Source organism: Marinobacterium lutimaris, assembly GCF_900108065.1.
Classification (GTDB): Bacteria; Pseudomonadota; Gammaproteobacteria; order Pseudomonadales; family Balneatricaceae; genus Marinobacterium_D; species Marinobacterium_D lutimaris.
On sequence record NZ_FNVQ01000005.1, the window covers coordinates 85,722 to 106,974 of the forward strand.

The 21,253-nt window shown below is 60.0% G+C and carries 20 protein-coding genes; 8 read left to right on the forward strand and 12 right to left on the reverse strand.

Features of this window, described 5'->3' with window-relative positions:
- Positions 1–3 precede the first annotated feature (3 nt).
- The 4 genes from C4S72_RS19780 to C4S72_RS19795 all read right to left on the reverse strand — a co-directional run bounded on the left by C4S72_RS19780 (position 4) and on the right by C4S72_RS19795 (position 3,861).
- The gene (locus tag C4S72_RS19780) at positions 4–1,857 is read right to left on the reverse strand and encodes a methyl-accepting chemotaxis protein (RefSeq protein WP_104004914.1); all 1,854 of its coding nucleotides are present in this window, start codon (positions 1,855–1,857) and stop codon (positions 4–6) included.
- 11 nt (positions 1,858–1,868) lie between these two features.
- Complete coding sequence (locus C4S72_RS19785; protein WP_104004915.1) at positions 1,869–2,417, reverse strand: chemotaxis protein CheW; 549 nt, start codon at positions 2,415–2,417, stop codon at positions 1,869–1,871.
- 66 nt (positions 2,418–2,483) lie between these two features.
- Complete coding sequence (locus C4S72_RS19790) at positions 2,484–2,849, reverse strand: response regulator (RefSeq protein ID WP_104004916.1); 366 nt, start codon at positions 2,847–2,849, stop codon at positions 2,484–2,486.
- 73 nt (positions 2,850–2,922) lie between these two features.
- Positions 2,923–3,861 (reverse strand): response regulator, encoded by a 939-nt coding sequence (locus C4S72_RS19795; RefSeq protein ID WP_235009206.1) that lies wholly within the window; start codon positions 3,859–3,861, stop codon positions 2,923–2,925.
- Positions 3,862–4,713: 852 nt separating this feature from the next.
- Here C4S72_RS19795 and C4S72_RS19800 point away from each other — a divergent pair.
- Positions 4,714–5,046 carry a winged helix-turn-helix domain-containing protein gene (locus C4S72_RS19800; protein WP_235009207.1) on the forward strand — a complete coding sequence of 111 codons (333 nt, stop codon included), beginning with the start codon at positions 4,714–4,716 and terminating at the stop codon, positions 5,044–5,046.
- 13 nt (positions 5,047–5,059) lie between these two features.
- On the opposite strand, the gene C4S72_RS19805 is transcribed toward C4S72_RS19800, so the two are convergent.
- Genes C4S72_RS19805 through C4S72_RS19840 form a run of 8 tightly spaced genes read right to left on the reverse strand, consistent with a single transcriptional unit; the run spans position 5,060 to position 12,869 of the window.
- Positions 5,060–6,886 carry a V-type ATP synthase subunit A gene (locus tag C4S72_RS19805; RefSeq protein WP_104004917.1) on the reverse strand — a complete coding sequence of 609 codons (1,827 nt, stop codon included), beginning with the start codon at positions 6,884–6,886 and terminating at the stop codon, positions 5,060–5,062.
- Complete coding sequence (locus C4S72_RS19810) at positions 6,883–7,617, reverse strand: hypothetical protein (RefSeq protein WP_104004918.1); 735 nt, start codon at positions 7,615–7,617, stop codon at positions 6,883–6,885. Before C4S72_RS19810 ends, C4S72_RS19805 begins: the two co-directional genes overlap by 4 nt.
- On the reverse strand, positions 7,618–8,298 hold the full coding sequence (locus tag C4S72_RS19815) for an ATPase (RefSeq protein WP_104004919.1): 681 nt from the start codon (positions 8,296–8,298) through the stop codon (positions 7,618–7,620).
- Between the two features lie 10 nt (positions 8,299–8,308).
- The gene (locus tag C4S72_RS19820) at positions 8,309–8,755 is read right to left on the reverse strand and encodes an ATP synthase subunit C (RefSeq protein ID WP_104004920.1); all 447 of its coding nucleotides are present in this window, start codon (positions 8,753–8,755) and stop codon (positions 8,309–8,311) included.
- Positions 8,743–10,536, reverse strand: a complete 1,794-nt coding sequence (locus tag C4S72_RS19825) for a V-type ATP synthase subunit I (protein WP_104004921.1) — start codon at positions 10,534–10,536, stop codon at positions 8,743–8,745. The genes C4S72_RS19820 and C4S72_RS19825 overlap by 13 nt, the downstream gene beginning before the upstream one ends.
- Entirely contained in the window at positions 10,533–11,135 is a 603-nt protein-coding gene (locus tag C4S72_RS19830) for a V-type ATP synthase subunit D (RefSeq protein ID WP_104004922.1), read from the reverse strand. The genes C4S72_RS19825 and C4S72_RS19830 overlap by 4 nt, the downstream gene beginning before the upstream one ends.
- A 3-nt stretch (positions 11,136–11,138) precedes the next feature.
- The gene (locus C4S72_RS19835; RefSeq protein WP_104004923.1) at positions 11,139–12,521 is read right to left on the reverse strand and encodes a V-type ATP synthase subunit B; all 1,383 of its coding nucleotides are present in this window, start codon (positions 12,519–12,521) and stop codon (positions 11,139–11,141) included.
- 27 nt (positions 12,522–12,548) lie between these two features.
- Complete coding sequence (locus C4S72_RS19840) at positions 12,549–12,869, reverse strand: Nif3-like dinuclear metal center hexameric protein (protein WP_104004924.1); 321 nt, start codon at positions 12,867–12,869, stop codon at positions 12,549–12,551.
- 247 nt (positions 12,870–13,116) lie between these two features.
- On the opposite strand from C4S72_RS19840, the gene C4S72_RS19845 reads away from it, so the two are divergent.
- The 7 genes from C4S72_RS19845 (at position 13,117) to C4S72_RS19875 (ending at position 21,250) form a co-directional block, all read left to right on the forward strand.
- A complete protein-coding gene (locus C4S72_RS19845; RefSeq protein ID WP_104004925.1) occupies positions 13,117–13,563 on the forward strand; it encodes an Lrp/AsnC family transcriptional regulator in 447 nt (148 codons plus the stop codon).
- A gap of 452 nt (positions 13,564–14,015) precedes the next feature.
- On the forward strand, positions 14,016–15,113 hold the full coding sequence (locus tag C4S72_RS19850) for a TRAP transporter substrate-binding protein (protein WP_104004926.1): 1,098 nt from the start codon (positions 14,016–14,018) through the stop codon (positions 15,111–15,113).
- 9 nt (positions 15,114–15,122) lie between these two features.
- Entirely contained in the window at positions 15,123–15,677 is a 555-nt protein-coding gene (locus tag C4S72_RS19855; protein ID WP_104004927.1) for a TRAP transporter small permease subunit, read from the forward strand.
- Entirely contained in the window at positions 15,674–16,999 is a 1,326-nt protein-coding gene (locus C4S72_RS19860; RefSeq protein ID WP_104004928.1) for a TRAP transporter large permease, read from the forward strand. The genes C4S72_RS19855 and C4S72_RS19860 overlap by 4 nt, the downstream gene beginning before the upstream one ends.
- Before the next feature lie 29 nt (positions 17,000–17,028).
- Entirely contained in the window at positions 17,029–17,865 is an 837-nt protein-coding gene (locus C4S72_RS19865; protein ID WP_104004929.1) for a sulfite exporter TauE/SafE family protein, read from the forward strand.
- 97 nt (positions 17,866–17,962) lie between these two features.
- Positions 17,963–19,549, forward strand: coding sequence for a gamma-glutamyltransferase family protein (locus C4S72_RS19870; protein ID WP_104004930.1), 1,587 nt, complete (start codon positions 17,963–17,965; stop codon positions 19,547–19,549).
- A gap of 198 nt (positions 19,550–19,747) precedes the next feature.
- Positions 19,748–21,250: a pyridoxal-phosphate dependent enzyme gene (locus C4S72_RS19875; RefSeq protein WP_104004931.1), complete on the forward strand. Its 1,503-nt coding sequence runs from the start codon at positions 19,748–19,750 to the stop codon at positions 21,248–21,250.
- The last annotated feature ends 3 nt before the right edge of the window (positions 21,251–21,253 follow it).

Consider the following 21,253-nt stretch of genomic DNA (forward strand, 5'->3'; position numbering starts at 1 on the left):
CCTTCAGACCGTCTCAGCTTCTTCGATCAATGCTGGTTCAGGCTGCACTTCAAGCGCCTGGAGCTTGAACACACTGATCGAGCCCTGCAGCTCATCGGCTGCCCTTACCAGACGTTCGGACAGCTGCAGCTGCGCCTGCATCTCGGTGTTGGTGGCGCGGCTGAAGTCGTTGATGCTGCCGGCGCGCTCGCGCAGGCCCTGCGCCAGCTTCGCCTGGCTGGTGGCGCTGCGGGCGATGCGCACCACCGACTCCACCAGCGATTGAGTCGTGTTACGGGTCTCTTCCATACGTTCACCGGCCTCTTCCGCCTGGCGCGTACCGGCGACAACGTCTTCGATTACGGTGTTGATAACGTGGATGGTATCGGCGGTTTCCATCTGGATGTTGCCGATCAGACTTTCGATTTCGGCGGTGGCCTCACGGGAGTTCTCCGCCAGGCGCTGCACTTCGTCTACCACCACCATCAGGCCACGACCGGCTTCACCGGCGGAGGCCGCGTGCATGCTCGCGTTCAATGACAGGATATGGGTACGCTCAGAGATGTTGTTGATCAGGCCGATAATACCGCCGATCTCCTGGGAACGTTCGCCCAGACGCTTGATACGTTTCTCCGCCTCATGAATCGTTTGGCGGATTTTGTTGATGCTGTCGATGGTGGCCGATACCGAGCCCCTGGCGTTATCGGCGGTATTGATCGCGCGCTTGGAAGCGCTGTTGGAGACTGCCGCCAGCTTGGCGATCAGCTGCATCGCCTGGATAGCGGAATCGAGCCCCTGCAGAGTTTCAACGATCTCCTCCTGCTCCTTGTCGGCGTGCTGGATCACTCGACCCGACTGTGCACGCACCTCAACGGAGGTTTCGTTAACTTCGCTGGAGACCGCGCTAACCTCACGCAGTACTCCCTCGATGGAATCGGTCAGCTGGTTGATGGAGTCGGCCACCGCACCGGTAATATCCTCCGCCACCGGTACCCGGATCGTCAGGTCGCGCTGACTGATGCGGAAAACGCTCTGGATCAGCGTGATGATAGAGTCGTTAAGCTTCTTGTTTTCCGCCGCCTGGCGCGCCAGCGCGGTTTCTTTTTCATCCAGCAGGCTATCGAGTACCGTGGCCATCTGGCCCAGCTCATCGCGGCTCTCCAGACGGGTACGCGCCTCGGTATCGCCGCCACGCACGGCATCCACCGTGGCCTGTATGCGCCGCACCGGATCAAGTACACCGTACTTGGCGATCGCCAGCGCCACCGCCAGGGCAAAACCCAGAATGATCAGCGACAGGAAGCTGAGCTGGATAAGCTCTGCCAGGGCCGCGTTTTCGGTGATCAGATCCTGACGCTCGTAGTCACGCACCAGCCCGCGCAGACGGTAGTTACGCAGCTCCAGGTCGGTCAGTAGTGCGGCCAGCCCCTGACGCGCCTCGCGAATCTCCACGACAGGTAGGCTCGAGCCATCCAGGTTCAGCTGCGCCAGCTGATCCATGGTGTCCCAGAACCCAAGCGTCTGCAGCGCAGCGGTAAAACTCTGTCGGTCCTCCTCGTTGCGCAGCTGACTCAGCGAGGTGCGCAGGGCGTTGCCGTATGCCTGGGCGGCTGTGGAAAAGTTCTCCACCGCCGCGCTGGTGAAGCGCATCTCGGTTTCAGTGATCGACGACGCCATGCCTTGAAGCAGCGCATCCAGACGGCCCACATCCTCGGCCAGCGCGCGGGTCTGTTCCCTGTCCTGCTGGGATTGCTCGACGATACGGATCGTCTGGTAATAGGCCGCCGAAATGGCCGCTACGCCGATCACCATGAGCAGCCCCGCGATGGCGAACTTGACGCCCACCCGGATATGCTGGATTCCACCAAACAATGGCATTGTGCTCTACCTCACGACTGTTCGTTATTCTGGTTTTCCGGCGCGGTGGAGACCCCGTCCCGGGCGTGGAAAAGTGATTTAAGCTGCTGGACAAGGCCACGGTGATCCAGCTCCGCCCAGCTCTGCTGGCCCAGCTGGTAGCGACCACTGACACAGCGTTCCAGTGGTTCAGGCAGCACAGCGGCTATCGCCGACGCCGCAGGCTGGGGATCGTTGATCGCCGCCGGCAACTGGCGCAGGATCACCCCGAAAGTGGCAGGCTGGCGATCCAGCAGCAGTATCCAGTACTGACGGCCCAGGTCCGTAGCGCCGGCGCCGATAAGCAGGCTCAGGTCATAGACCGGTACCGTATGGCCGCGGTGATTGATAAAACCGGCGAACCAGGCCGGCGTATCCGGCAAAGCGCAGATCGCCGTCTTGCCCGCCAGCTCCGCCAGAGTACCGGCCGCCAGCAGCAGACGGTGCTCGCCCAGCATAAAGCCGTGACGCACCTCTCCTGCCTCCTTGCCCACTTCTGGCCGGTCCTGTGCACTGGATAGCGCCTGGGACAATTCATCCATTAGCTGCCTGCTCCGCTTAACCTTGTGTGTTTTGCTGCGCGCTCAAGCGCCTCATTAACGGTGCTGTTAACTGTATTGCGCAACCTGATCGAGGATATCCTGCTCGGTATAGGGCTTGGCCACCACTGCGCTGGCGCCCTGCAACTGGGCCCATACCTTGTCCGCCTCCTGGTTTTTGCTGGAGACGATCACCACCGGGATACCCTTGGTCTTGGCGCTGTTGGTGATCTGCCGGCAAGCGGAAAATCCATCCACACCCGGCATTACGATATCCATGAAAATAAGGTCCGGAGATTCCTTCTCGGCCAGGGCGATACCCTCTTCGCCGTTGGAGCCCGCCAGTATCTGGGCGCCGGTGCTTTTGAGAATGTCGCGCAGGTGCTGCTGCTGCGCAGGATCGTCTTCAACCACGAGAATCTTGTTTACGGCCATGATGGTTTCCAAAGTGTCGGTAGAACTGTATTTGCCTGAAATACAAATTTTTTAGAGCTCAACTGTTTCAGAGTTAGGCTTTCTTGAACTCGCTAACCCAGCGGGTGACACGCTTGATCACCTTGCTGAACTCCTCGGTCTGGATCGGCTTGGTCAGGTAGGTGGAGGAACCCGCCATGATCCCCTTGACCTCATCCAGCGGAGAGCTTTTCGAGGAGAGCATAATGATCGGCGTTTTCTTCAGCTCCGGGATCGCCCGCATCCGGGTGCAGGTTTCGAAGCCGTCGATGCCGGGCATCATGATATCGAGAAAGATAAAGTCGAAAGGCTGCCTGCCAACTTCGGCCAGCGCGGCTTCGCCATCGTCGGCAAAGCTGATCTCCACCGGGTACTCCAGCGCATGCAGCGCCTTCGCCAGCGCCTGCTGCATCGGCACGCTGTCATCCACCACCAGCACCCGGTAGGGGCGATCAGCCACCGCCTGATCCCGCCCCTGCTCGCGCAGCGCCTGAATCTGGGCATCGTACTTGCTGAAACGGTTTTCCGGCTCAACCTCGGCGGCGGGCGGCGCCTCCGCCAGAACCTCGTCCTGATCCGGTTCGACCAGAGCTTCCGGCGGCTCATCCGCGACGAACTCTGGCTCAGATTCCTGACCAGGCTCCAGGCTGGATTCCTGTTCGGATTCGACAGCTTCGTTCAGCGTTGGCAGGTAGGGATCAAACCGCTCCAGCGTGCGGATAACACGGGAGGAGATAAACGGCAGCTTGATATGATGAAGGTCTTCACGTGCCGGCGCTGTGCGGCTGACAACAACCATCCGGTCACCGAAATCATCCGGCAACTCGGCAAGCCCGTCGGTGGCGAGGTTTTCTTCGCCAAAGACCAGCATAAGATCTGGCGTTGACGCCGGTTCAAACGGACAAAGCGTGAAGGATTTCTGTTTGGATAGGGTGAGAATTTTCTCCAGTTTTTTAAACTGGTCGTCGGGGAATCCCAAGGTCCCTATATGCATACTGCATCCCTGTGTGAACTGTTCTATCGCCAGCTAAAAACACAGCTGACTCCAGCGAATTTTTTTATTGTTTTGGTCCGATGCCCGTCGGACGAACGATCGTTTTAGTCTATAAACTGCGCAAAAACAACCGTTTCGTTACATGTTCCACTATCCAGACCAGCCACTGCTCAATCACCGAAATGGCCCTCAACCAGCGAAAAACCTTCGCTTTAACATGGCCTTAGCCAACCCTTTTCAGCAACCCTGGAGCTATAGCCTGGACTCAAGTGATACTTATCCGGCCATTATCTCCAGACCGAATAAGCCACAGTGAAATACGTAATCCAAAACCTTAAGTAAAAATGCAAAAGACAGACCAAAAGCTTTAAACGGTGTTAAGTCACTTCCCCATTAACCCGGGCTGAAAGAAAACCGTGATAAGGAGCGCCACTGAGCCTGAATTGAGTCGATTCACCAAGAGGCTTAGCCGGCGGGCTTTAAATCCATCCAAAGCCGCGCATTTTCCGCCTCCTTCTTTACAGTCTCTTTTCAGTCGCGATCGAGAAAGAAAAAATGTCTGATTGAAGGCCCAGTTTTACCTCTCCAGCAGGAGTCATTTGTAGTCAGCAACGCTATCCGCACCGAAATTGCCCAAAAGACTGGCAAGGTGCACGGTTTGTTCGCAACTGATCGAGAAGCACGGATATAACAGTTAACCGCCGCATTGCTGAATTCAGCCAGAGTTCCGCGTACCATCTTCGTGGTTGTTCTGGTTGTAGCTGAAGTTGCAGTCCAGGCTGCGATCACAGCCCTATCGTTCTAACTTGTGGCAGGCCTCAACAGAAAGACCTGCCTTTAGCGGAGATTCCATTGAGCGCACTACCGAGCGACTACATTCTCAGCGACAGCAAGGCCGCATTAGCCTTCCAGCGCAAGCTCTACCTGTGCTGGCTGATCAGCCGCGAAGAGCACAACCTGACCAGCCTGCAGAAAGCCACAGGCATGCCACGGCGCACCCTGCAGGACACGCTGAAGTCGGTGGATGATTTAGGTATTCAGTGCGATTTCGAACAGCAGGATGGCGCCCGCAATAACCAGGGCCACTATCGCGTGACAGACTGGGGTCCGATCCGGCCCGAGTGGATAACAGAGCGCGCCGACGAAATCGCCGACGCGCTGGGGATCGTTACAGCAGAAGCCTGAAGAACGACAACAACTAAGCCGCGGACCGCTTACCGCCGCGCAGGGCTTCAATCTCCTGCAGGTAGTGGCGGTAGTCCGGGCTGTCCATGCGGCTGTAGTTGAGGTTTTTCATCAGCCCGGTCAGGGTGACGAAATACTCACGCGCTGCTGCCTTGTCCGCCAGCGGTGGCAGTTCGTGCAGGCATTTCAGCAACAGCGTCAGCAATACCTGCTGCCGCGCCAGCGGCGTCGATACATCCACCGGATCGAAGGCGTCCTGTTGCAGATAGACCTGGTCCAGGCAGTTCGCTTTCTGCCAGGTCAGGTAATCATCCAGGGTTACCCCCTCCTCGCCGGTCACTTCCATCATCTGCTGTACCGACTCGCCCTGCTTGAGCAGTTTCAGCAAGCCATGCACTCGCTCGGTCCAGCCCGGCTCCAGCTCCTTTTCAAACCAGGGGCTGAGCTGATCCAGGTAGCGCGACCAGGATATCAACGGATCCACCGCCGGATAGGCACGTTTGTAGGCACGATCGGCGCTGAGACCGAGGAAGGTTTTCACGGTACGCAGCGTCGCCTGGGTCACCGGCTCCTCGAAGTTACCGCCCGCCGGCGATACGGTGCCGATCAGCGTCAGGCTGCCTTCGCGGCCATCATTGGTTTTCACCACACCGGCACGTTCATAAAGCGCTCGAATTGAGGACTCCAGGTAGGCGGGGAACGCCTCCTCACCCGGAATCTCTTCCAGCCGCCCGGAGGTTTCACGCATCGCCTGCGCCCAGCGCGAGGTGGAATCGGCGATCAGCAGCACGTTGTAGCCCATCTGGCGGTAGTACTCGCTGATGGTAATCCCGGTGTAGATCGACGCCTCACGGGCCGCCACCGGCATCGACGAGGTGTTACAGATGATCACCGTGCGGTCCATCAGCGTGCCGCCACGGGGATCCGGCGTATTGGGGAATTCGGTAATCGTCTCAACCACCTCACCGGCACGCTCACCACAGGCGACGATAACCACGATATCCACATCGGAGTAGCGCGAGATCAGGCTTTGCAGCACCGTTTTGCCCGCGCCGAAAGGTCCCGGAATACAGGCGGTACCGCCACGCGCCACCGGGAAGAAGGTGTCGATCAGACGGATGCTGGTCTGCAGCGGCTTATCCGGGAACAGCCGCTCGCTGTAACCTTCGCGCAGCAGGTCGCGGTTGACCGGAATCCGCACCGGCCAGCTCTGCTGCATGGTCACCTCGCGCTCGCGGCCCGCCTCATCACTGAGGCGCACCACCGGCGTGGTGACGGTAAAACTACCCTCCTGCACCCAGCTGACTTCCGCCTGCCCACGCAGGTTGAACGGCGCCAGAATGCGGTGCTCAAAGCGTCCCTCCTGCACGGTGCCGAGCAGGTCACCGGCACGCACGGTGGAGCCGATTTTCACCTTGGGCTGGAACGACCAGTGCTGCTGGGCATCGATACCATCCACGGCGTAACCGCGCGGCAGGAAGAAGCCCTGCTGGCCGGCGATCAGCTCCAGCGGGTTCTGCAGGCCATCGTAAACCTGGCCCAGCAGACCCGGTCCCAGCGCCACAGAGAGCATCTCGCCGGTCTGCTCCACCGCATCGCCCACCGCCACGCCGCGGGTGTTCTCGAACACCTGCACGTCTGCCTCGCCGTAGCGCACACGCAGCACCTCGGCCTGAAGTTTCTCCTGAAACTCGCTATTGGTGCGTTGCGGGCAGACCAGCACCACCTCGTTCTTGATGATCGGGTAGAAGTTGCCGTCCTCATCCTTCAGCAGCCGGATGGTCACTATGTCGTCGTGCACTGCACTGACGCGGGCACTTACCTGCACGGCATCGCTCATGCTTCACTCCCTGTGGAAATCGGATCGGGTTCGAAGCTGAACTGATCCAGTGCAGCCTCCGCCCAGCGATCGAAATAATCTACGGCCGCCGTCTGGTCCCAGCGCAGCCGGTACTCCGACAGCGCCCAGCGCAACCGGTAGGCGACGATGGCGGCAAAGCTGAAATGCTGGGTCTGCTCGGTACGCCAGAGCCGGGTCCAGAAGCGCTCCAGCAGCAGATTCTCCAGCACTCGCCCCTCGTTGGCCTCCAACGCCTCACGGGCGCGGACCAGCCAGGGGAACTGATGTTCCAACCCGAACAGCGGCTGCTGCCAGTTACGCTGAATCAGCCAGACCCGCGGGCCAAACCCCTTGAAGTCGGCGCCGCTGCTCTGCCCCGCCAGACGGTAGCGCAGCGCCGCCACCAGCGTGCGTGACTCGAGATAATCGGCGATCAGCTCGGTGACCAGCGGGTCATCGATGGCGGCCAGCTCTTCCTGCCAGTGACTCACCTCATCGGTATCTGAGTACTCTTCATCCCCAATCCTCTCCCGCTGGCACAGGCGCAACGCCCGGTCCAGCTGTTCCCTGTCCCGGTCGTTGAGCATGGTCAGGCGCTGCTCCAGCTTCAGCGTGGAACAGGGCAGTTCCTGCAGCTTGTGCAGCGGCGCCAGCGCCGGCAGTGACGGGATCAGCGTGTAGTAAGAGGCTCTTGAGTTGGAAGAACCGGAAGCCGAGGACAAAGAGGTCATCTAGCGAATCACTCCCTCCAGCAGCGCCCTGAAGCGCGGCTGCAGATGGCGCAGCAGCAGCTCAGACAGAGCCCGGTCACTCAAGTCCATCTCGGCGTCTTCACCTTCGAACCTCAGCACCAGACCGCGCTGGTCGCCGATATCGAAGCTGACGCCCTCGCGCAGCTGCTCCGCCAGCAACTGCTGTACAAAGTTACTCAGTTTGCCTTCGCGATAGGCGTTGGGGTTGCGTCGCAGTTCGTCGATACCGACAAACTGGGCCGGCAGAAGCACCTCAACCGACTTGCTATCGAGCTCCGCGTTCTCACGCACGGCGCAGACCACCTCGCGCAGCAGCGATTGCATGAACTCGGCATCGTCCAGTTGCTCACTGACCAGGATCCGCACCCGGTCGGCGAATACCCGGCCCAGCGCTTCACGCAGCAGCAGCTGTACATCGCGGGCCGCGATCTTCAAAGCATCCTCGCCGCCCTTGCGCAGCCGCTCGGCATCGGCGCGGGCGTTATCGCGAATCTGCTTCGCCTCCTGCTCCGCCTGCTCGATCAGCCAGTCGGCGCGGTGCTGAGCCTCGGCGATCAGTTGCGCCGCTTCCTCCTGCCCCTTATCGACCCCCTGCTGTCGCAGCCGGTCGATCAGCGCCTCTACACCGGAGGCGGCATGGGATTTTTCGATCTCGCTCATAATGCCTCCGTCAGGCCGGGATGCCGGCGCTGATCACCAGGGCAAAGATAAAGGCAAATACCGCGAAACCTTCAACAATAGCGGCCGGCGCCACCGACATACCGAAGATCTCCGGCTTGATCTTGGAAACGTTGATCGCCGAGGCGCAGCACTGGCCCTGACGCACGGCACTGAACAGCAGCGCCATACCGGCCAGAATACCGACAGCGAACAGACCCGGGGCATTGTCGATATTGACCTCGCGGTTCAGCGAGAACATCACCACGATGCCATAGATCGTCTGCGACGAGGGCATGGCGGCGATGCCGACATAACGCCCGTGTCCGGTCTCCGTTTCCAGCAGCGCCCCACAGGCCGCCTGCCCCGCCAACGCGCAGCCGATAATACTGCCGATAGCACCCAGGGCCATCGGCCCGTAAAGCCCCGCCCATCCCAGGGCAATAATCAGGTTATCCAAGGGTTAACCTCCCGCTTGGCAAAGGGTTGGAACAGATAGCCTTCATCGGAAAGGCTCCAGTTGTAGAACTCGATAAGGTTCAGACGCAGGCCGTGGATAACGCCACTGACCACCGCCAGAACAAAATTCAGCAGATGACCGACAATCAGGATCAGCACCTCCAGCAGCACCCCCATTCCGGGCAGTGCAGTAGCGACCTCACCGGCCAGCTGATTGAAGGTCAGCGCCAGCGAGGCACTGGCCAGCCCCAGCGCGAACAGGCGCAGGTAGCTGAGCACATCACCGAACATCGATGAGAGCCCGGTCAGCGCCAACAGCCCATCGAACACTCGCAATAACAGCGTTTTCGCATCCCGGCCACGCCGCTCACTGGAGCAGCCAAACACCAGCAGCAGACCCAGCGCACCGAGTGCGTAGATGATCGCCGAGCCTCCAAGCTGCCAGAGCAAAAGACCTGCGATGATCACCAGTATCCAGCCGCCGCTGGCGATGGCCGGCAGTCGCCCGCGCAGGCGCCAGGCGTTGATACCGTTGGCGATGATCAGGTGTGCCGCGCCGACAAAGATCGACAGGTTCATCATGCTGTCGAAGTCGTTCACATCCAGCACCTTGAGGCTCTCCAGCCAACCCCAGGGCGGCCCGGCGCCGAAGTAACTGCCGACCAGCACGCCATAGACCAGCGAGAACACGGACAGTGTGGCGCCAAGAATACGCAGCCGCTGGCCGGTATCGCTGGCCCCCATCCGCTTCCAGTAAAAGCCGAGTACCAGCGCCAGCATCAGCGCGTAACCGGCATCGGACAGAATCAGCGCAAAGAAGGTAGCAAAGGAGAAAAACACCACCCGGGAAGGATCCCAGGCGCGATAGCCCGGCATCTGGTAGAAACGCACCACATCTTCGCCGCCCGACAGGGCCTGGGGGTTATCCAGCAGCGTGGGCGGCAGCTCATCATCGGCAGGCCTATGCAGCAACAGCGCCAGGCCGTTGCGCTCGGCAAAGGCGTTCAGCTCGCTCTCTTTGCCGGTATCGACCCAGCCCTGGATCGCAAACACGCCATCACGATCCAGCGTCTGCTCCGCCACTTCGGCGCGTTCTGCAGCATCGGCGTTACCTGCCAGGGAACGCTGCAGCAGGTAGAGCCAGCGGGTGTCCGCCTCGCGCTCGCCATCGAGCAGTTCCAGCTCGATCTCTATGTCCTGCAACTGGTGCTCGAGCTGCTCCAGCGGGATGGATCCGGTATGGGTACGCGGCACCGGCATCTGGTTGGTACGGGGTTCATCCTCGGCGATCACGGCCACATAGGTAAGACGGTTATCCCGGTGCACCACGCTCCAGACCAGGTCGGCCTTCTCCACCTCTTTCATGCGGTAGTTGGGCACCAGGTAAAACCAGAGCCGCTGGCCGTAAAGCCCCTGCTCACCCGGCAGCTCAAAGCTCCCCCAGGGCGTAAGATCACGGATACGCTTCACCAGCGCATCACGCTGCTCTTCAAGCTTCAGGCGTCGACGCCGCTTTTGCAGCACCTTGTGGACCACATCGACCAGATCAAAATGGCGCTCGGTGACCACCTGGCGCCGCTTGCTCGGGCAACTGCCCAGGTACTGCAGCGCCAGACGCAGCTGCTCCGGAGTAACCCCGAGATCTTCCGGCGGTTTCTCCGGCGGTCGCGACGCCAGCGGGACGATATGCACCAGCCCCAGGCTCTGCAGCGCATCCAGCGCCCGGGCCTTCTCTTCAAGCATGCCGATCAGGGTGACCTTGAACAGTGGACGGATACTCATGAAGCAGCCCTCACCCTTTTGTTCTTGGCCAGTTTCGCGCGCACCACACCAGCACGCTCGGCATCAGAGAGGGCGATACGGATTTTGCGGATATGGGTTTCGGTGCGGGGGATCAGCACCTTGTCGAACAGGTTAAGCCGCTGGGTGGTTTTGCGTAGCGCTGCTTCCAGACAATCCAGCCTTTGCTGCTCCACCCGGCACTCGACTTCTAAGCGCAGGCGCTGCTCGATCAGATCGCAGGCGCTGTCGACCCAGGCGGGCATGGCAAGACGGGAATGCTGCTGTCGCTGAATCTGAACCTGCTCGATCTGCGGCAGCTCGATACCGACCAGGTTTACCTGGCCGATCTGAACCTTTTCGAGGCGTACCAGCGCACGCAGGTCGAGCTTGCTCTGCGCCAGCATCGGCAGCTGTTCACGCACCTGACGCAGAATATCGTCCAGCTTGCCGCGGGTTTCATTCAGCGCGCGACGGCTGGCCTGCCGCGCCGCCAGTATCTGCTTGCGCTTCAGGTCCAGCGCCGGCACAAACTGACGAAACGCCTTTAGCCGGCTGGTTTCCTTATGCAGTGAACTCTTGTTCAGCGCCAGCTTTGCCACGGCTCACTCCTGGGCCGTCCGTGCAGCCTTGGGCTGTCCGGATTGGGGGAAATATTTGCTGACCAGTGCATCCTTCATCAGCAGCTCTTTCGGCTCGAAACACTCCGCCAGCGTCTGCCAGCAGAGATCCAGCGCCTCTTCCAACGGCAGGGTAACGCGGATATCCATGAAGCGGTCACGGAACAGGCCGCCGAACTTGAGCAGGCGCTCATCGTATTCAGTCAGCTCAAACGACATCGCCTGCTTCTGCTCGGCATCCTGGGCGGCGGCATAGAAGCGCACCATGGTGTTCATGATCTGGCTGTGATCCTCGCGGGTCACCTTGCCGATCACATGCTGCTTCAAGCGCGAAAGGGAACCGAAGGGATCGATGACGCCATCGTGCAGGTAGAACTGCCCCTCGGTGATATAACCGGTGTTATCCGGCACCGGGTGGGTGACATCGTCGCCCGGCATGGTAGTCACGGAAAGGATGGTGACCGAGCCCGCGCCCTTGTAGTCGCAGGCTTTCTCGTAGCGCCGCGCCAGCTGAGAATAGAGATCGCCGATATAACCGCGGTTGGAGGGCACGTGCTCCATGGAGATACCCACCTCTTTCAGCGCATCGGCATAGGCGGTCATATCGGTGAGCAGCACCAGCACCTTCTTGCCCTCTTCGACGGCAAAGCGCTCCGCCACCGCCAGCGCCATATCCGGCACCAGCAGGCCTTCAACGACGGGATCCGAGCCCTGGTGCACGAACATCACCGTGCGCGCCAGCACACCGGCTTCCTCGAACGCCTGGCGGAAAAAGTGGTAGTCATCGAAGATCAGCCCCATACCGCCAAATACCACGATATCGGCGTCAGCGTTGGCGCCTATCTGCGCCAGCAATCGGTTGTAAGGTTCGCCCGCCACGGAGAAGATCGGGATCTTCTGACTCTCAACGAGGCAGTTGAATACGTCGATCATCGGCACGTTGGTGCGGATCATCCGCGAGGCAAGGATACGCCGCGCCGGGTTCACCGTGGGGCCGTCGATCTCGATGCGCGCTTCCTGAGAGAGCTCCGGGCCGCCATCGATGGGCCGACCGGAACCGGAAAAACTGCGACCGAGGATATTGGGCGAGAAAGTCACCTGCATCGGGTGACCGAGAAAACGGATACCCGCCTGGGTGGATAACCCCTTGGTGCCGGAGAACAGCTGCAGCGACACCTCATCGCCATCGATGCGGATCACCTGCGCCATGAACGGCAGTTGCGAAGGGTCCTGGGTGTTTTCGATCAGCGCCAGATCGCCGTAACCGATCTCGGAGACCTCCCCGGCTTCCGGCTCAGGCACATGAACCTTGACGATATCGCCGATGATTTCGAGGATTCGTGAGTAACGTACCAACAGTTGGGTCACAGCAGACTCCCTGTCCTTTGGGCTGTATCAGAGCTTGTCGGGATCGACGAGACGCCAGAGGTCGTAGGCGACCTCTTCATAGGGGTGTGCGGTTCGAAGCGCCATCAGCGTGGACTGCACCAGATCATCATCCAGCACCATTTCCACCTTCCACTCCTCGACGCGCTCCACCTGCCCGACCTGACCCAGATGCGGATTGGCGCCGGCCAGTGGCCGAAACTGCCCCGTACCCAAGGTCTGCCAGCAGCAGCTGTCGTAATCGCCGATGCGACCGGCACCTGCTGCAAACAGGGCGGCCTTGACCGGCTCAAGGTGGGAATCCGGTACAAAGAAGCAGAGCTTGTACATTCAGCAAAACCTTCTGTCTGAAGATGGGCGTACACGCGCTTTTAATACCCATACATATAACGCTGGTGCTACTTATGTTGCAACAGCACAATGACAATTATGCGTGGCCTGCACTGCAGTTTGTTGACGCCCGTTAAAGCTCTGTAGACTAACCAGTCAGATAGCCCAAGAGCAGCCAGCCAGATAGCCAGAGATCGATGTAAGTCAGTATACTGAAACCAGTTTTTCCAAATGGATCCGCCGACCCATGAACGAACTCGACAGCGCACTGCTCAAAATCCTGATCAAGGATGCACGCATCTCCTTTGCCGATATCGCCCGTCAGTTGAACGTGTCCCGCGCCTATGCCCGCGCCCGCGTGCAGGCACTGGTGGAAGAAGGGGTGATCGAGAAGTTCACTGCGGTGGTCAATCCAGAGAAGCTGGGCAAAACCATCTCCATGTTCGTTGACCTCAAGGTCAGCCCCCAGGAGATCGAAAAGGTGGCCGAAGAACTGGCGGCGCTGCCTGAAGTGGTCAGTCTCTATATCATGTCCGATCTGCGCAGCCTGCATATCCACACACTCACCGACAGCCACGAAGGCTTCGACCGTTTTGCCAAGGATCATATCTTTGGCCGGCCGGAGATTATCTCCGTGGAGTGCAACAGCCTGCTGAAGCGAGTCAAGCATCGCCGCGGCGGCGCAAGGCTCTAACAACAAGCCAGCCCTCCAAGGCCAATCGTGTATACAAGAGCACCGCTTCTAGACGCTCCTTGTATACACGGACCTCAAATTAGATGAATTTCGCACATATTTGGTGCGCACATCCGTTTCTGGTGCAGTGAGTACATCTGTCGCCAAACCCGGTACAGCGATGCCATTTGTGTTCCTGGAAACCCTCAGTTCCATTTTTTCGGTTTACAACTGCTAGATCTATGCTCCAGGCGCTAGCTTTTGTATCCCTGCCCCGTTTTGCACCCGCCTCTTTTTGATCCCGAAACTTTCTCAACTCAGACACAAAAACCTAACAATAAATCTTTTAATTTCATAAAGTTACGAATTATTTGCATAACTGGCACGCCCCCTGCTCTAGCAAAACCAGAAACACAAGGATTCTTCCGTTTCGGGCATCGGCCCATCCCTTTGTTAGAACAGGAGCAACAGACATGACTATGAAACGACGTAAATTCATCGGTGCAGCTCTGGCTTCAACCGCCGTCGGCGCCACCCTTGGCGCTCCGGCCATCGCGCGTGCCGCTGCGTCCGAAGAAACGTTCAACCTCAAAATGACCAACGCCTACCCGCCGGGCTCTCCGTTCTATGTCCAGGGCCCGGGCAGCCCAACGGATTTCTGCGAGAAGGTCAAAACCATGTCTGGCGGCCGGATGAACATTCAGCACTTCGCCGCGGGCGAGCTGATCCCGGCGATGGAAGGTTTCAACGCCGTTGCCGCCGGCACCGTTGAGATGAACGCCGCTAACGCTTACTTCTGGGCAGGCAAGATCCCCGCCGCCCAGTACTTCACCACCGTCCCCTTCGGCATGAGCACCCAGGGCATGAACGCCTGGCTGTACCACGGCGGCGGTCTGGATCTGTGGCACGAGATCTACGCTGAATATGGTCTGATCGCCTTCCCGATGGGCAACACCGGCGTGCAGATGACCGGCTGGTTCCGCGAACCGCTGGAAAGCGTAGATGACCTAAAAGGTCTGAAGATGCGTATCCCGGGCCTGGCCGGCAAGGTTTACTCAGAGCTGGGCGTTAACCCGGTGCTGCTGCCGGGCGGCGAGATCTTCCCGGCGCTGGAGCGTGGCGTTATCGATGCCGCCGAGTTTGTCGGCCCCTACCAGGACCGTCGTCTGGGCCTGCACAAAGCCGCCAAGTACTACTACACCACCGGCTGGGGCGAGCCCACCAACGTTACCGAACTGCTGATCAACAAGAAGGTCTGGGATTCTCTGCCGGCGGATCAGCAGGCGATCATCAAGGCGGCCGCTGCGGCCTGCGTCACCGAGAGCCTCTCCTGGTGTGAAGCGGTCAACGCCGATGCCATGACCGACCTGGTCGAGAACGAAGGCGTTATCGCCCAGCCGCTGCCGGGCTCTATCGTCAGCCGTCTGCAGGAAGTGACCGCCGACACCCTGGAAACCATGGCCGCTGCCGATCCGCTGACCGGCAAGGTGCACAAGTCGTTCATGGACTTCCGCAAGAAACATGCGTCCTGGGCAGCGCTCAGCGAAAAACCTTTCCTGAACCTGTTTTGATGGTAATGCATGAAGACCGCGATTAACGCCATAGAGTGGTTGGTCGAAACAATGGGCGGGCTGGCACGATTAGTCGTGCTGGCCCTGGTCCTGCTCGTCGCCACCGATGTCATTCTGCGCTACCTGTTCTCCATCGGCCCGGTGGCGATGCAGGAGCTGGAGTGGCACCTGATCTCGCCGATCGCCCTGATCGGTCTCTCTTACACCATGAAACACCGCGCCGATGTGCGCGTGGATTTTCTTTACGAGCGCTTCAACTGGCGACTGCGTGCCTTTGTCGACCTGGTTGGCGCGCTGCTGACGCTGGCAGTGGCGGTGATTATCACCTACCTGTCGATCAGCTATGTGCAGCAGTCTTTCATGCTGAATGAAGGCTCTCCGGATCCGGGTGGCCTGCCGATGCGTTATCTGCTCAAAGCCTTTATTCCGCTGGGCTTCGGCCTGCTTGCGCTGCAGGGACTGGCTGAAAGCCTGCGTTCACTGCTGGTGCTGTGCGGCAAACTGCCGTCTGAAACATCTAACGAAACTACTGATCAAACAAGTACTGCCGAGGAGGTCGCATGAGCGGTAACGAGTGGCTGATCATCGGCATGATCGGCGGTTTCCTCGGCCTGATGATGATCGGTATTCCGGTAGCGATCTCCCTGGCTGTGTCCGGCTTTGTCGCCGGCTACCTCGGCTTCGGGCCAATGCTGTTTAACCTGATGCCTGCGCGCCTGTATGGCGTTGTCACCAACTACACCCTGATGGCGGTGCCGCTGTTCGTGTTTATGGGCGTGATGCTGGAAAAATCCAGGGTCGCCGAGAACATGCTGGAAACCATCGGCAAGGCGATGGGCGGCGTGAACGGCGGCATGGGCCTGGCGATCATCCTGGTTGGCGTACTGATGGGCGCCTCCACCGGTATCGTCGGCGCCACCGTAGTCACCGTAGGCCTGCTGACCCTGCCATCGCTGCTGCGTCGCGGCTACGCACCCAGCGTTGCCTGTGGCACTATCTGCGCCTCGGGTACGCTCGGACAGATCATTCCGCCGAGCCTGGTGCTGATCCTGCTCTCTGATATCGTCGGTGAGTCGGTGGGTACCCTGTTTGCGGCAGCGTTTATTCCCGGCCTGGTACTGGCGCTGATCTATGTGCTTTACCTGCTTATTCTCGGCAAAATCAAGCCGGAATGGATGCCCGCTATCCCGGCGGAAGAGCGCGCTGGAATTACCGGCAAGCAGCTGACCAAAGACCTGTTGCGCGATGTCTGCCCGCCGCTGTTCCTGGTGGTTGCTGTACTCGGTTCCATTGTCGGTGGCATCGCTGCTCCGACGGAAGCCGCCTCCATGGGCGCACTGGGTGCGCTGGCGATTGCCCTGGCGTTCAAGCGCCTGAACTGGAAACTGGTCAAGGAAGCGCTGCACGGTACCCTGACCATCTCCGCCATGGTGTTTTTTATCCTGCTCTGCGCTCAGCCGTTCTCGCTGGCGTTCCGTGGGCTGGGTGGCGACCAGATGGTTCACCATATGTTCGAGATGCTTCCGGGCGGCGAACTGGGTGCACTGCTGTTCCTGATGGCGCTGCTGTTTGTTCTCGGTTTCTTCCTCGAATGGATCGAGATCTCCTATATCGCACTGCCCATGTTCCTGCCGGTGTTTATGAACTACGGCACCGACATGGTGTGGCTGTCGATTCTGGTAGCGATGAACCTGCAGATGTCCTTCCTGACACCGCCCTTTGGCTGGGCGCTTTTCTTCCTGAAAGGCGTGGCGCCACCGGGGGTGACAACGCGGGATATTTACGTAGGCGCGTTACCGTTTGTATTGCTTCAATTCGCTGCCGTGGTGGTGCTGTTCCAGTTCCCCTCTCTGGTCACCTGGCTGCCTGAAGCGATCGGTTGGTAAAAACCTTATAACAAGCTAAGGACACGTTTATGGATATACTCTCGGATTATTCGACAACCTGGCTGATCGGCCTGGCTGTCGCTCTGGTCGTAACCGGTGTGATCGCAGGCCTGATGGCGGGCCTGCTCGGCGTGGGCGGCGGCATCGTTATCGTGCCGGTGCTCTACCACCTGTTTACCCTGCTCGGCATCGACGAAGCGGTTCGTATGCATGTGGCGGTGGGCACCTCGCTGGCGACCATCATCCCTACCTCGATCATGTCGTCGCGGGCGCACTTCAAGAAGGGCAGCCTGAATCCGGATCTGCTGAAGCAGCTGGTACCGGGCGTGATCATCGGCGTCATCATCGGCGCCGTGGCCAGCGGCTACTTCAGCGGCAAGGTACTGACCGCTATCTTTGCCACCATCGCCCTACTGGTCGCGCTGAACATGGCGTTCAAGAAAGATGGCTTCAATGTGGCCGACAAACTGCCCGGCGCCCTGGGCACCGGCGTGATCGGTACCTTCATTGGCGGCATCTCCACCCTGATGGGTATTGGCGGCGGCACCCTCAGCGTGCCGATCCTGAGCGCGTTCAAAACCCCGATGCACACTGCCGTCGGTACAGGTGCGGCCCTGGGCCTGGTGATAAGCCTGCCCGGCGCCATCGGTTTTTTGATCAATGGTATCGGTGTCGAAGCGCGCCCGCCGCTGTCGATCGGCTACGTTAACCTGATAGGCCTGTTCCTGATCATCCCGGCTACCATGAAGATGGCTCCGGTCGGCGCGAAGATCGCCCACGCAATCAACGCCAAACTGCTGCGCCAGCTGTTCGCCCTGTTCCTGGGGATCACCTCGCTGCGCATGTTTTACGGTCTCTTCAGCTAAAACAGCTCACTAAAAGAGTTCAGCTAAGAAAGCGCTATGCACAGCTCCCGATTCTGAAACGGAGCTGTGCATAACTTTCCAATAACGGAGAACAACAATGCTGAAAACGGTTTATTCCACCCGCGGAATGATGGTTGCCCCCCATCACCTGGCCGCCCAGGCGGGTCGCGACGTGCTGGCCGAAGGCGGTAACGCCGTCGAAGCGATGGTCGCTGCGGCATCCACCATCGCCGTGGTTTATCCGCACATGAACTCCATCGGCGGCGACGGCTTCTGGCTGATCCATGAGCCGGGCAAGGCGCCGGTGGCGATCGACGCCTGCGGCCGCGCGGCAAAAAAAGCCGACCGCAGCTTCTACGCAGGCCTGGATGCAATCCCCAGCCGCGGCGCCACCGCAGCCCTCACCAGCGCCGGCACCATCGGCGGCTGGGCCGAAGCACTCAAGGTCGCTGACGGCTGGGGCAAATCGCTGCCGCTGAGCCGCCTTCTGGAAAGCGCGATCAATCACGCCCGCAACGGCATCGTCGTTACCGAAAGCCAGTCAGCGCTGACCGCTTCCAAGCTGGATCAGCTGCACGATGTGCCCGGTTTCACCGATACCTTTATGCTGAATGGCCAGGTGCCCGATGTGGGCGCCCTGATGACTCAGGGCAAGCTGGCCAATACGCTGGAGCAGCTAGCCCGTGCCGGTCTCGATGATTTCTATCGCGGCGAGCTGGGCCGTGCCATGGGTGAAGAACTGGAACGCCTGGGCAGCCCGCTAACCGCAGACGATCTGGCCGGCTACAGCGCCAGCCAGGTAAAACCACTGGAGGTCGCCGTCAACGGCGCCAAGATCTATAACCTCCCGCCGCCTACCCAGGGCCTGGCGTCGCTGATGATTCTGGGGATTTTCGACAAGCTCGGCATCACCGAAGCGGAAGGTTTCGCCCATCTGCACGGCCTGATCGAATCCACCAAACGCGCCTTCCGCGTGCGTGACACCCACGTCACCGACCCGGACCGTCTGCCGGCGGATCCCCAGTCGTTCCTCGATCCTGCGGTTCTGCAGAAACTGGCCGACGAGATCGACCCGGAGAAAGCCCTGCCCTGGCCCGATCCTGCCAGCCCGGGCGATACCATCTGGATGGGCTGCATCGACAGCGAAGGTCGTGCGGTGAGCTTTATTCAGAGCATCTACTGGGAGTTCGGCTCCGGCGTCGTGCTCGACAGCACCGGCGTCAACTGGCAGAACCGCGGTATCAGCTTCTCGCTCGATCCCAAGGCGCTGCAGGCGCTGGAACCTGGCCGCAAGCCGTTCCACACCCTCAACCCTGCCCTGGCCCGTTTCGACGATGGCCGCGTGATGAGCTACGGCACCATGGGTGGCGAAGGTCAGCCACAAACCCAGGCTGCGGTATTCAGCCGCTACGCCATGCTCGGTCTGCCGCTGCAGCAGGCGGTCACCGCGCCGCGCTGGCTGCTGGGACGCACCTGGGGTGATACCAGCACCACGCTGAAGCTGGAGAGCCGTTTCGATCCGGCACTGGTCAAGCAGCTGCGCGATGCAGGCCATGAGGTGGAGATGCTGGACGAAGCGTTCAGCGACACCATGGGCCATGCCGGGGCACTGGTGAAACGCCCGGATGGCGTGCTGGAAGGCGCTGCCGATCCGCGCAGTGACGGCTGCGTCGCCGCTCTGTAAGCACTGAGATCCAGCCCCCTGACCGATGAACGGGGGCTGGATTCTCTTTAACGTTTTCCACAATCCGCGCCAGCCACCCGCTCTCTCAACACCCCCATCGACAGAACCAACACCACAACGAGCCAGCGCTGCTCATACCGGGCCTTAACGCCGGCTCTGAACTATGCTTGAAAGAATAATAAAACCGGGAGAACAGCCATGGGCACTCGGTATAACAACATTCTCGAAACAGTGGGCCGTACGCCCGTTGTGCGCATCAATCACCTGGCCCCTCCCGCAGTTAACCTCTACGCCAAGCTGGAAGCCTTCAACCCTATGGGGTCGATCAAGGACCGACTCGCCCTGGGCGTTATCGAAGATGCCGAGCGCAGCGGCGCACTGAAACCAGGCCAGACGGTGATCGAAGCCACCAGTGGCAACACCGGCATAGGCCTGGCAATGGTCTGCGCCCAGAAGGGCTATCCCCTGGTAGTAACCATGGCGGAGAATTTCAGCGTCGAGCGCCGTCGGATGATGCGCTTTCTCGGCGCCAAAGTGATTCTGACACCGGCCTCCGACAAGGGCAGCGGCATGCTGGCCAAGGCAGTGGAACTGGCTGAAAGCCACGGCTGGTTTCTCTGTCGTCAGTTCGAGAATGAGGCCAATGCGGATTTCCACTCCCGCACCACCGCCGTCGAGATTCTCGATGACTTCAGCGACACCCGGCTGGATTACTGGGTCACCGGTTTCGGCACCGGCGGTACGCTCAAAGGGGTCGCCCGGGTATTGAAAGAGAAGAGCCCCGAGACTCGCATTATCGTCTGCGAGCCGGATAATTCACCGCTGCTCGGCAGCCACCAGCCGCAACCCAGAGCTGCCAACGGCATGCCCAGTGCCAGCCACCCAAGTTTCCGCCCCCACCTGATGCAGGGCTGGACGCCGGACTTTATCTCCAAGCTGACGGAGGACGCAGCCAACGCGCAGCTGATCGACGAACTACGCCCCATCGCCGGCAGCGACGCCCTGCAAACCTCACTGGACCTGGCACGCAGGGAGGGAATCTTCTGCGGCATCACCGCCGGAGCCACTATGGCCGGTGGCCTTCAGATCGCCCGCTCAGCGCCACCCGGAACCACCATTCTCTGCATGCTGCCCGATACCGGCGAGCGCTACCTGAGCACACCGCTGTTTGCCGAGATAGAGACGGAGATGACCAACGAGGAGATCGAGATCTCCCGCTCAACCCCCGGCTACCGCTTTGATAAACCCTCTGCACCCGCGCCTGCACCGGCGGCCGCGCCGACTCCTGCAACGATCAAGGCCACACCTCAAGCCGAACAGTTTCTGGCCGATGCCCTGCACGACAAGAACAACCCGGTGGTGATGTTCGCGTTGGAGTGGTGTGAGTTCTGCTGGTCCCTGCGCAAGCTGTTCAAACAGTGCAATATCCCCTACCGCTCGTTGGACCTGGATAGCGCCCAGTATCAACAGGACAATCTGGGCGGCAGCATCCGCGCTGCGCTTAACGCACATACCGGTTGCGTCACCATCCCACAGATATTTATCGGCGGAGAGTTTGTCGGCGGCTGCACCGAGGTGTTCGACGAGTTCAAGAGCGGTCGTTTCCAGCAACGGCTGGAAGACTCGAGCGTCAGTTTCGATCACGACGTTTCGGTAGATCCCTACAGCCTGCTGCCTGCCTGGCTGCATCCACGCAAATAGCCA

What these genes read in the sequence shown, in the direction of transcription:
- C4S72_RS19805 (WP_104004917.1), bottom strand. Translation starts at nt 6,886, where the DNA reads ATGAGCGATGCCGTGCAGGTAAGTGCCCGCGTCAGTGCAGTGCACGAC.
- C4S72_RS19815 (WP_104004919.1), bottom strand. Translation starts at nt 8,298, where the DNA reads ATGAGCGAGATCGAAAAATCCCATGCCGCCTCCGGTGTAGAGGCGCTG.
- C4S72_RS19785 (WP_104004915.1), bottom strand. Translation starts at nt 2,417, where the DNA reads ATGGATGAATTGTCCCAGGCGCTATCCAGTGCACAGGACCGGCCAGAA.
- C4S72_RS19840 (WP_104004924.1), bottom strand. Translation starts at nt 12,869, where the DNA reads ATGTACAAGCTCTGCTTCTTTGTACCGGATTCCCACCTTGAGCCGGTC.
- C4S72_RS19855 (WP_104004927.1), top strand. Translation starts at nt 15,123, where the DNA reads ATGAAGACCGCGATTAACGCCATAGAGTGGTTGGTCGAAACAATGGGC.
- C4S72_RS19845 (WP_104004925.1), top strand. Translation starts at nt 13,117, where the DNA reads ATGAACGAACTCGACAGCGCACTGCTCAAAATCCTGATCAAGGATGCA.
- C4S72_RS19875 (WP_104004931.1), top strand. Translation starts at nt 19,748, where the DNA reads ATGGGCACTCGGTATAACAACATTCTCGAAACAGTGGGCCGTACGCCC.
- C4S72_RS19825 (WP_104004921.1), bottom strand. Translation starts at nt 10,536, where the DNA reads ATGAGTATCCGTCCACTGTTCAAGGTCACCCTGATCGGCATGCTTGAA.
- C4S72_RS19790 (WP_104004916.1), bottom strand. Translation starts at nt 2,849, where the DNA reads ATGGCCGTAAACAAGATTCTCGTGGTTGAAGACGATCCTGCGCAGCAG.
- C4S72_RS19865 (WP_104004929.1), top strand. Translation starts at nt 17,029, where the DNA reads ATGGATATACTCTCGGATTATTCGACAACCTGGCTGATCGGCCTGGCT.
- C4S72_RS19810 (WP_104004918.1), bottom strand. Translation starts at nt 7,617, where the DNA reads ATGACCTCTTTGTCCTCGGCTTCCGGTTCTTCCAACTCAAGAGCCTCT.
- C4S72_RS19860 (WP_104004928.1), top strand. Translation starts at nt 15,674, where the DNA reads ATGAGCGGTAACGAGTGGCTGATCATCGGCATGATCGGCGGTTTCCTC.
- C4S72_RS19850 (WP_104004926.1), top strand. Translation starts at nt 14,016, where the DNA reads ATGACTATGAAACGACGTAAATTCATCGGTGCAGCTCTGGCTTCAACC.
- C4S72_RS19780 (WP_104004914.1), bottom strand. Translation starts at nt 1,857, where the DNA reads ATGCCATTGTTTGGTGGAATCCAGCATATCCGGGTGGGCGTCAAGTTC.
- C4S72_RS19795 (WP_235009206.1), bottom strand. Translation starts at nt 3,861, where the DNA reads ATGCATATAGGGACCTTGGGATTCCCCGACGACCAGTTTAAAAAACTG.
- C4S72_RS19870 (WP_104004930.1), top strand. Translation starts at nt 17,963, where the DNA reads ATGCTGAAAACGGTTTATTCCACCCGCGGAATGATGGTTGCCCCCCAT.